This window comes from Microbacterium sp. UBA3394 (assembly GCF_002358725.1).
Lineage (GTDB): Bacteria > Actinomycetota > Actinomycetes > Actinomycetales > Microbacteriaceae > Microbacterium > Microbacterium luteum.
Genome location: NZ_DEPK01000188.1, coordinates 19,794 through 27,216, shown reverse-complemented (window position 1 = coordinate 27,216; position 7,423 = coordinate 19,794). Strand labels below are relative to the sequence as shown.

Sequence of the window (7,423 nt, the reverse complement as noted above, 5' to 3'; positions counted from 1 at the left end):
CCCGTCTCGCTCGTGGTGGGTGCGCCAGTACTACCGGGTCTGGGCGCTCACCGACTACCGGGCGAGCGGGCATGTCGGCTCCGGCGTCTACATGCTGTCCGCGGCGGGGCGAGACCGCTTCGACCGCTTTCCGGATGTGATCGCCGACGACCTCTTCATCCAGCGGCTGTTCGCTCCGGAGGAGCGCCTGACGCCGCGCGACCTCGATTTCTGCGTCGACGCACCCGCGACGGTGGGCGCTCTCGTCGGCCGGAACACCCGGATCGCCGCGGGCAACCGCCAGCTCGCCGAAAGGTTCCCCCATCTCGCGCCGCCGGCGGGGTCGACCGGCGCGAGGGCACTCGTGGGTCGTGTCTGGCGGCGACCCGGCCTGTGGATCGGCTTCGCCGTGTACGCCGGCGTCTACCTGACAGCGCACCGACGGGCGCGACGGCTCCTCGCCCGTCGTGCCGACATCGCCTGGACGCGGGATGACACCACGCGCGTGGGTGCGGCATGAGCACGGCGAACCTCGCGCAGAAGGCCAGCCGGGGCATCCTGCTGACGATGGGTGGCCTGTGGGGTCGCGCCGGACTCCAGATGATCTCGACGATCGTGCTGGCGCGGCTCCTCACCCCGGCGGACTTCGGTCTGATCGCGATGGTCGGCGCCGTGATGGGGATCGCGGAGCTCGTGCGCGATTTCGGCATGACCGGCGCGATCATCCAAGCGCAGAACCTCAGCGAACGCGTGTGGCGGAGCCTGCTGTGGCTGTCCGCGGCGATCGGGATGGTGCTCTCCGGCATCGTCGCACTGTGCGCACCCCTGATCGCGGCGCTCTACAACGAGCCGCGGCTCGTGCAGATCACCCTGCTGATGGCGCCCGGCGTCTTCCTCAGCGGGCTCGTGATGCCCCTGCAGGCGCGGGCGACCAAGGAGCTGCGCTTCGGCACGCTCGCCTCGCTCGACGTCTCGACGATGGCGTTCGGCGTTGTCGTCGGCATCGTCACCGCGTTCCTCGGGTGGGGGTTCTGGGCTCTCGTGGCCATGGCCGGTGCCCAGTTCCTCGTGCGCCTGGTCGTGCTGTGGGCGATCGTGCGACCGCGGTTCGGGCCGCCCCGCATCGTCAAGGAGACGTGGCCCCTGCTCGGCACCGGCGGCAGCATCTTCGGGGCTGAGCTGCTCGGCTACGCCGAGAAGAACCTCGATAACGTCATCATCGGTGCGACGCTCGGACCGACCGCCCTCGGTCAGTACTCCCGGGCGTATGCGCTCTTCCTGCTGCCGCTGCAGCAGATGAACGGGCCTCTCGGCCGCGTCGCGCTGCCGGTGCTGAGCACGCTCCGTGAGGAGGGCGAGCGCTATCGCCGCTACATCCGCAGCGCCGCACTGGTGATCGGGTACCTGACGCTCCCGACGTACGCGATCGCCGCGGGTGTCGCGCAGCCCCTCGTGCTGCTGCTGCTCGGTCCGGGCTGGTCGACGGCCGCGACGATCTTCACTCTCCTCGCCATCGCCGGCTTCGCACAGGCGATCGGGCGCCTGCGAACCTGGATCTACATCTCGCTGGGGCACTCGCACCGCCAGTTCGTCTACGACCTCGTCGCCCGGCCGCTCATCATCGCGGGTTACGTGTTCGGCATCTGGTGGGGTGGGCTGAACGGTCTCGTCATCACGTACGGGGTGATGAGCCTGCTGCTGCTCGTTCCCGGATTCGCCTTCGCGATCCGCGGCACCTTCGTGCGCGGCAGTGACATCGTGCTGCCGATCCTCCGGCCGGCCGTCATGGCGATGGTCGCGTTCGTGGCGTCGTACTTCGTGTCGCGCCTGGTGCCGAGCCCCGTGGCGATCCTCGAGATCCTGGTCGGATGCGGGGCCGCGCTCGTGTGCGTCGCCCCGCTGTTCCTGCTCCCGGGCTATCGACGCGACGTCGCGCGCATTCTCGAGTTCGTCAAGCGGGTGCGTGCGCCGAAGACGCCGAAGCAGGAACAGGATGTGGAGGCGATCCTCGAGGAGGAGCTCGAGCCGATGGAGCCCGAGACCTTCGCCGAGGCGGCGGAGAGCGAGCCGCTGCGGCGGGAGCCGGAGGCCCGAGCCCACCACTCGCGACCCGCGGAACCGTCCGCGCCCACGGCGTCATCCACGGCCGGCCTCCTGCGCCGTGACCTGCGCAGCCGCGATCGGTGAGGGTGGTCGCTCACCAGGTCCAGATGCCCGCGAGCGTGGCGTCGTCGTAGTCGGGGATGCCCTGACGCGACATGATGTCGTCGGCGCTCCACGCCGAGACACCCGTGTCGACGTGCCACGCTCCGCTCTGGCTCGGCTGCTGCGAGTCGACGGGTTCGTAGCTGAGGGTGCTGTTCTCGACGACCGTGAAACCCATGCGCCCCACCGCCCCGGCGACGACCGAGTCGGTGAGCCGCACATCGCGGCATCCGCCGGAGAAGGCGTTCGGCGTGCCCTCGTAGTCGCCTGGCTGCAGCGGATAGATGCGCCACGGGAGTTCTTCGCCGAGGATCATGCAGTGCTGGTACTCCGCGCTCACGAGGCGATCGTGCAGCAGCATCGCGGCGTTCGACGAGCCGTAGTCGACGCAGTCGACGCTGAGGAACGGGCCGAACTCTCCGTCGCCGGTTCCCTCCAGCTGCACGGTGTCGCAGTGCGCGTCGCTGTCGGCGGGTTTCACCGACGGTCCGAACACGCACCCGTAGCGGCTGATGTTCGTCATGGGGTACGACTCGGTCGGGCGAATGCCGACGGTGTCTTCGGGGTTCTGCCGGAATCCGAGCACGAGTTCGTAGAAGGCCAGCGCGTCGCCGCCGCGGGTGATGTTGGCCGATGCGAACCGGCTCCAGCCGAGCTGCATGTTCGTGCACTGCGTGAGGGCGAAGCTGCCCGCGCTGACGAAGCCGAACAGCGACAGCCGGGAGCACTGATCGAAGCGGATGCCGACGTCGGCGATCGTGATCGAGCCGAAGCCGTCTCTCGGGCAGATGAGCACGTTCCGGGTCCACTCGGGGTCGCCGTACCCGCCGAGGGCGGGGCGTGCGGATGAGGTGGCGCCGTCTCCCGGGAGGCTTCCGGGTGCGACACGGATGACGGCCCCCTCCGCAACCTGCTGCGGGGTGAGCCGCTGCAGCTGTCGGCCGATGTCGACCCAGTCGCATTCCGCCTCGAGTTCGTGCATCGCGGTGTCTCCGAGCCAGGGCAGCTCGTCCGGATAGTGCGTGCCGTTCGGCCCGAAGGTCGCGCTCGTCCCCGGCCGGCTGCTGCCGGTGGGCGTCGGCGACGGCGGCAGAGGCGTAGGCGTGACCACCACGAGCGGATCCGACGGCGCGCACGCGGTCACGGCGGCACCGACCGCGAGGAGCATGCCACCGGTCAGGAAGGTGCGTCGGTCGAGGTTCCCGGAATCCATCGGCCCCCTCAGCCGCTCACGCGTGCACGGCCGGTGGGCAGCAGCGAGAACGGCGGCGGGGTCGTCACCCGCACGGAGCGCTGCGCCGCCTCGACGATGTCGTCGCGGGTCAGCGCATCCGGAAGCCGCAGGGTGGCCAGTCCGCGCCGATCGAGCTCCCGCGCCACCTGCATCTGGTGCCCGTCGATGTGCTCGTGCTGCTCGGCGCGTCGCGGCAGGAGGATCGGGTGCTTGCCTGCCTCGAGGGCGGTGAGCGCCGCCCCGACGCCGGCATGCGTGAGAACGACGTCGGCGTCTCGGATCGCGGCCTTCAGCTCCGCGTGCGGCACGCCGATGCGGGCATCGATGTCGAGTCCTGCAACATCGGCGTCGCCGGTCTGCCAGAGCACCTCGTCCATGTCGGCCACGAGCGGCACGATCGCCTCGATCATCGCGGTGAAGGGGTATCCCTCCTGCGTTCCGACGGAGACGACGGCCCGTCGCGGCGTCCGCGGTGTCACCTCGCGGGGTCCCGGCTCGTACTCGTCGAAGATCGACCCGCGGTACTGCCACTTCTCGTCGGCCCACGCCGGGTACTGGGTGTAGGTCTTGATGCGCGGCACACGGGCGATGATCTTCCCCGTCATCGACGGTCCGTCGGCGCGCGCGGCGCTCTCGATGTAGTGGGTGGGGATGCCCCGCATCGCCGCCTGCGGCAGGAAGGCGACAGCGGGACTCGACCCGGTGCTCACCGCCTCGACGAAGTGGTGATGGCGGAAGACCGACCCCGACATCGCGACGAGCTTGGCGAAGTTCTTGCCGTCGCGCGGGGCCGTGAACGGCGCATAGATGACGCGACGGCCCTCGAGCAGTGACTCGCTGAGCGCGTTGCGGAAGGTCACCCACACCTGGTTCTCGGGCAGGTAGCCCAGGCGTTCGGCGAATCCGGCGAGTTGGCGCAGATGGCCGCCGCCGGAACAGACGAGCAAGACGTCCCCAGTACTCATTGTGAAACCCCCAGAGTTTCGTGCCCCGACATGGTCGGAGCGGTTGTGATCAGCCGCCCAGGAGCGACAGGATCTCTCGATGTCGCGCCGTCCACGCATTGGCTGCGATGTACGACGCTCTCGCCGGTTCTTCCTGGAGCCCGATTCCCAGTGCGGGATCCAGCAGGTCGACGAAGTCGGATACGGATTCGGCCAGGAGCACTCGGTCTCCGAGGCCGCGGACGGGGCGCAGGTCGGTGGCGAGCACCGGTCTGCCGGCGGCGAGGTATTCGTACACCTTGAGCGGGCTCATGGCCTCGGTCAGCGGCGTGCGGCGGTGGGCGAGAAGTGTCAGCTCCACGTTGCGGAGCACGGCCACGACCTCGTGACGGCGCACTTCACCACGGATGTGGATGTTGGGTCGGCCGCGCAGCGAGCGGATGTACGTCGGGTCGGGCACCGGGCCGATGAGCACGATGTGCAGATCGGGGCGGGCGAGGGCGAGGGTCTCGAGCCCGTCGATGTCGAGGCGGGAGTCGAGGGTGCCGAGGTAGGCCGCGCGGGGGCCCGGGATGCGGGCGAGCCAGTCCGGTGCCGTCGGCTGCGCACCGAGCCATTCCCGCGGCTCGATTCCGTTGGGCACGACCCGGTGCGGCCCCGTCGGCTCGATGCGGTCGATGATCTCCTGCGAGACCGCGGCGACCGCTCGCCCGCTGGCGGCGATGCGGTGATACGCCTCGCGGTATGCCGGCCAGTAGCGGCGTCTCGCGGGGGAGCTGAGCCAGTCGTCGCGGGCGTAGTACAGCGCTCCGCCGGTCCAGTCGAGGTCGGTGAAGCCGCCGACGAGGGGGCTGGCCGTCACGAATGCCGGCTGCTCGAGCTGGGCGGCCGCGGCCGCGCGCCGCACGATGCGCTCGTAGTCCCGGTACACCGCGGCCACGTCATCGACGTGCACCGGGTCTGCGCGCGCGATGCGCATCGGGCTGACGTGGCGGAACTTGTCGGTCTCTCGCGCCCGGTGGCGGATGTCGACGAGCGCGCGCACCCAGCTGGTGATCCACGAGCGGAAGGGGTCGGCGACGAGCACGCGACGCACGTCGGGGCTGTCGATGAGCGTCGACACCAGGCGATCGGGCGGGCGCATCATCCCGCGCTTGTGTGCGTCGGCGTAGGACTCGTACGAGAACGTGAAGACGAAGTCGCGCGCCCGGTGGGACGTGCCGGGCTGGAGGGGAGAGGATGCGGCAAGCGTCACGACAGACTCCTGAGGATTCGTGCGGGAGTTCCGGCGGCGACGGTGCGGTCGGGGATGTCTCGAGTGACGACGCTGTTGGCTCCGATGACACTGCCGGCACCGATGGTGACGCCGGGCATGACGACGCAGTTCTGCCCGAGCCACGCGCCTCGCTTGATTCGCACGGGGGCGACGCGGGAGAGGGGCTGGTCGCGGATGAACGCGTCGGGGTCGTCGAAGCCGTGCGAGTGGTCGGAGATGTAGCAGCCGCGCGCCATCGCGACCCCCTCTTCGATGTCGATGCGCTCCACTCCCGAAATCGAGGTCTGATTCATGCGCACGCGGTCGCCGATGACGATGTTCGGTCCGGGTGCTCGCTGCTCGGGAACGATGAGCCACGACCCGGCGCCGATGAGCACGCGGTCGCCGACGGCCACGTTCGCCACACCGGACAAGCGTGTGGGGAGCAGGATGCGGGATGCGGGTCCGAAACTCGCGAAGCCGCCTGCCGCGAGCTTGCTGAAGACGAGGTCTCTGGTGCGCTGCGCCGTCAGCAGCAGGTCGAGGGCGGTCATCGCGCCGGCTCCGGATCGTCGGCGCTGCTCATCGTCTGGAACTCCTCGACGGCCGGGTCGACGGGCCGCCCGGCGAGGACGGCGTGGGTGATGGCGACCAGCCGTGCGATGTAGTCGGCCTCCCCGAGACCGCGATGGCGGGGGAGGGAGGTGTCCTCCCGGACACCCTCGCGCGTGAGCACGGCGATCGCGGCGGTGAACGCGTCGAGGTCGCCGCGGGGGACGAGCGTGCTGTGCACGCTGCCGTCGAGGTATTCGTCGATGCCTCCGGCGTCGGTGGCCACCACGGGCACACCCGCGGACAGGGCTTCGATCGCGACGGTGCAGCCGGACGCGTGCCGGTTCTCGTGCAGCGGCAGGGCGACCACGGTCGCCGAGCGGTACAGCGTGCGGAGCAGGTCGGCCTGCCGAAGGCTTCGCACGGTGACGTTGGGGGCCCAGTCGAGGGCGCGCACCTCATCCGACAGGGAGATGACATCGACCGCGACGCCGGGCATCGCGCGGGCGGCACCGGCCATGAGATCCCAGTCACGATGCCGGTCGTTTCCCACGACGACGACGCGGGGCTCGGCACGTTCGGCCGGCTCTCCCGCGTCGGCGAAGTGTGTGCCGAAGGGAACGCGCAGCACCGTACGGCCGGGTGCGAGGCGGTGGGCGTCGTCGCGGTTGACGCGGCTCAGCACCACCTCGACCGCGTGCCGGCGCAGCAGGAGGCGGAAGAAGCGGGTGCGGATGCCGGACAGCTCGGGCCACAGGTCCCACAGCCAGACCGACTGCGCGATGCTCGCGGCTCGGTAGCGGCGTGGTCGCAGCAGCTTGAGGAGGGCGACGGCGAGATGCTCCCGCTCGGTGTGCGTCCACACCGCGTCGGCCCGGGCGATCGCGTCTCGGTTGCGCCACACGTGGATGAAGTCGAACCCGAGCACGCGTTTCGCGGTCATGCGCCACCACCGGGCCGTGGCGCCCTCGATGCGGTCGGTCGACCACTCCAGGTCGAAGGCCGACTCGGCGAGGTGGTATCCGTACGGCGTTCTGTCCGCGACCTCACCGCGCCGATGGCGCTCTTCCCAGGCGTTCGGATTCAGTCCGTACCGAACGATCACCGCAATGCGCGGCCGATCCATATGCGCCTCCCCACTGGCACAAGAAAGCGATGCTTCCCCAAGCAGCATCGCTGGGTTCAGCGTAGACCGCCGAGCGTCGGGGGCACCTGTTCGTCACGTGATCGTTTCATGACGGACACGTGACGGAT

Annotated in this window: 5 protein-coding genes and 2 pseudogenes; 2 read left to right on the top strand and 5 right to left on the bottom strand. The window is 70.0% G+C overall.

The annotated features are described in order from the left end of the window. Together B4E30_RS11295 and B4E30_RS11290 are read left to right on the top strand one after the other, a co-directional pair. Nucleotides 1-499 (top strand): annotated as a pseudogene (locus B4E30_RS11295) (hypothetical protein); the annotation flags it as partial. After that, nucleotides 496-2,166 carry a lipopolysaccharide biosynthesis protein gene (locus B4E30_RS11290; RefSeq protein WP_286795366.1) on the top strand — a complete coding sequence of 557 codons (1,671 nt, stop codon included), beginning with the start codon at nucleotides 496-498 and terminating at the stop codon, nucleotides 2,164-2,166. The pseudogene B4E30_RS11295 and the gene B4E30_RS11290, both read left to right, overlap by 4 nt. A gap of 10 nt (nucleotides 2,167-2,176) precedes the next feature. Here B4E30_RS11290 and B4E30_RS11285 read toward each other — a convergent pair whose 3' ends face one another. From B4E30_RS11285 to B4E30_RS11265, 5 genes and pseudogenes are all read right to left on the bottom strand, one after another. Then, a complete protein-coding gene (locus tag B4E30_RS11285) occupies nucleotides 2,177-3,397 on the bottom strand; it encodes a hypothetical protein (RefSeq protein ID WP_286795365.1) in 1,221 nt (406 codons plus the stop codon). Between the two features lie 8 nt (nucleotides 3,398-3,405). Further along, entirely contained in the window at nucleotides 3,406-4,383 is a 978-nt protein-coding gene (locus B4E30_RS11280) for a glycosyltransferase (RefSeq protein ID WP_286795364.1), read from the bottom strand. A gap of 49 nt (nucleotides 4,384-4,432) precedes the next feature. Next, nucleotides 4,433-5,617: a glycosyltransferase gene (locus tag B4E30_RS11275; protein ID WP_286795363.1), complete on the bottom strand. Its 1,185-nt coding sequence runs from the start codon at nucleotides 5,615-5,617 to the stop codon at nucleotides 4,433-4,435. Nucleotides 5,618-5,672: 55 nt separating this feature from the next. Further along, a pseudogene (locus tag B4E30_RS16605) lies at nucleotides 5,673-5,760 on the bottom strand (DapH/DapD/GlmU-related protein); the annotation flags it as partial. 407 nt (nucleotides 5,761-6,167) lie between these two features. Further along, nucleotides 6,168-7,295, bottom strand: a complete 1,128-nt coding sequence (locus B4E30_RS11265; protein WP_286795361.1) for a glycosyltransferase — start codon at nucleotides 7,293-7,295, stop codon at nucleotides 6,168-6,170. Between the last annotated feature and the right edge of the window lie 128 nt (nucleotides 7,296-7,423).

Excerpts from the sequence above, each read along its gene's own strand:
- B4E30_RS11280 (WP_286795364.1), bottom strand. The coding sequence starts at position 4,383 with ATGAGTACTGGGGACGTCTTGCTCGTCTGTTCCGGCGGCGGCCATCTG.
- B4E30_RS11265 (WP_286795361.1), bottom strand. The coding sequence starts at position 7,295 with ATGGATCGGCCGCGCATTGCGGTGATCGTTCGGTACGGACTGAATCCG.
- B4E30_RS11290 (WP_286795366.1), top strand. The coding sequence starts at position 496 with ATGAGCACGGCGAACCTCGCGCAGAAGGCCAGCCGGGGCATCCTGCTG.
- B4E30_RS11285 (WP_286795365.1), bottom strand. The coding sequence starts at position 3,397 with ATGGATTCCGGGAACCTCGACCGACGCACCTTCCTGACCGGTGGCATG.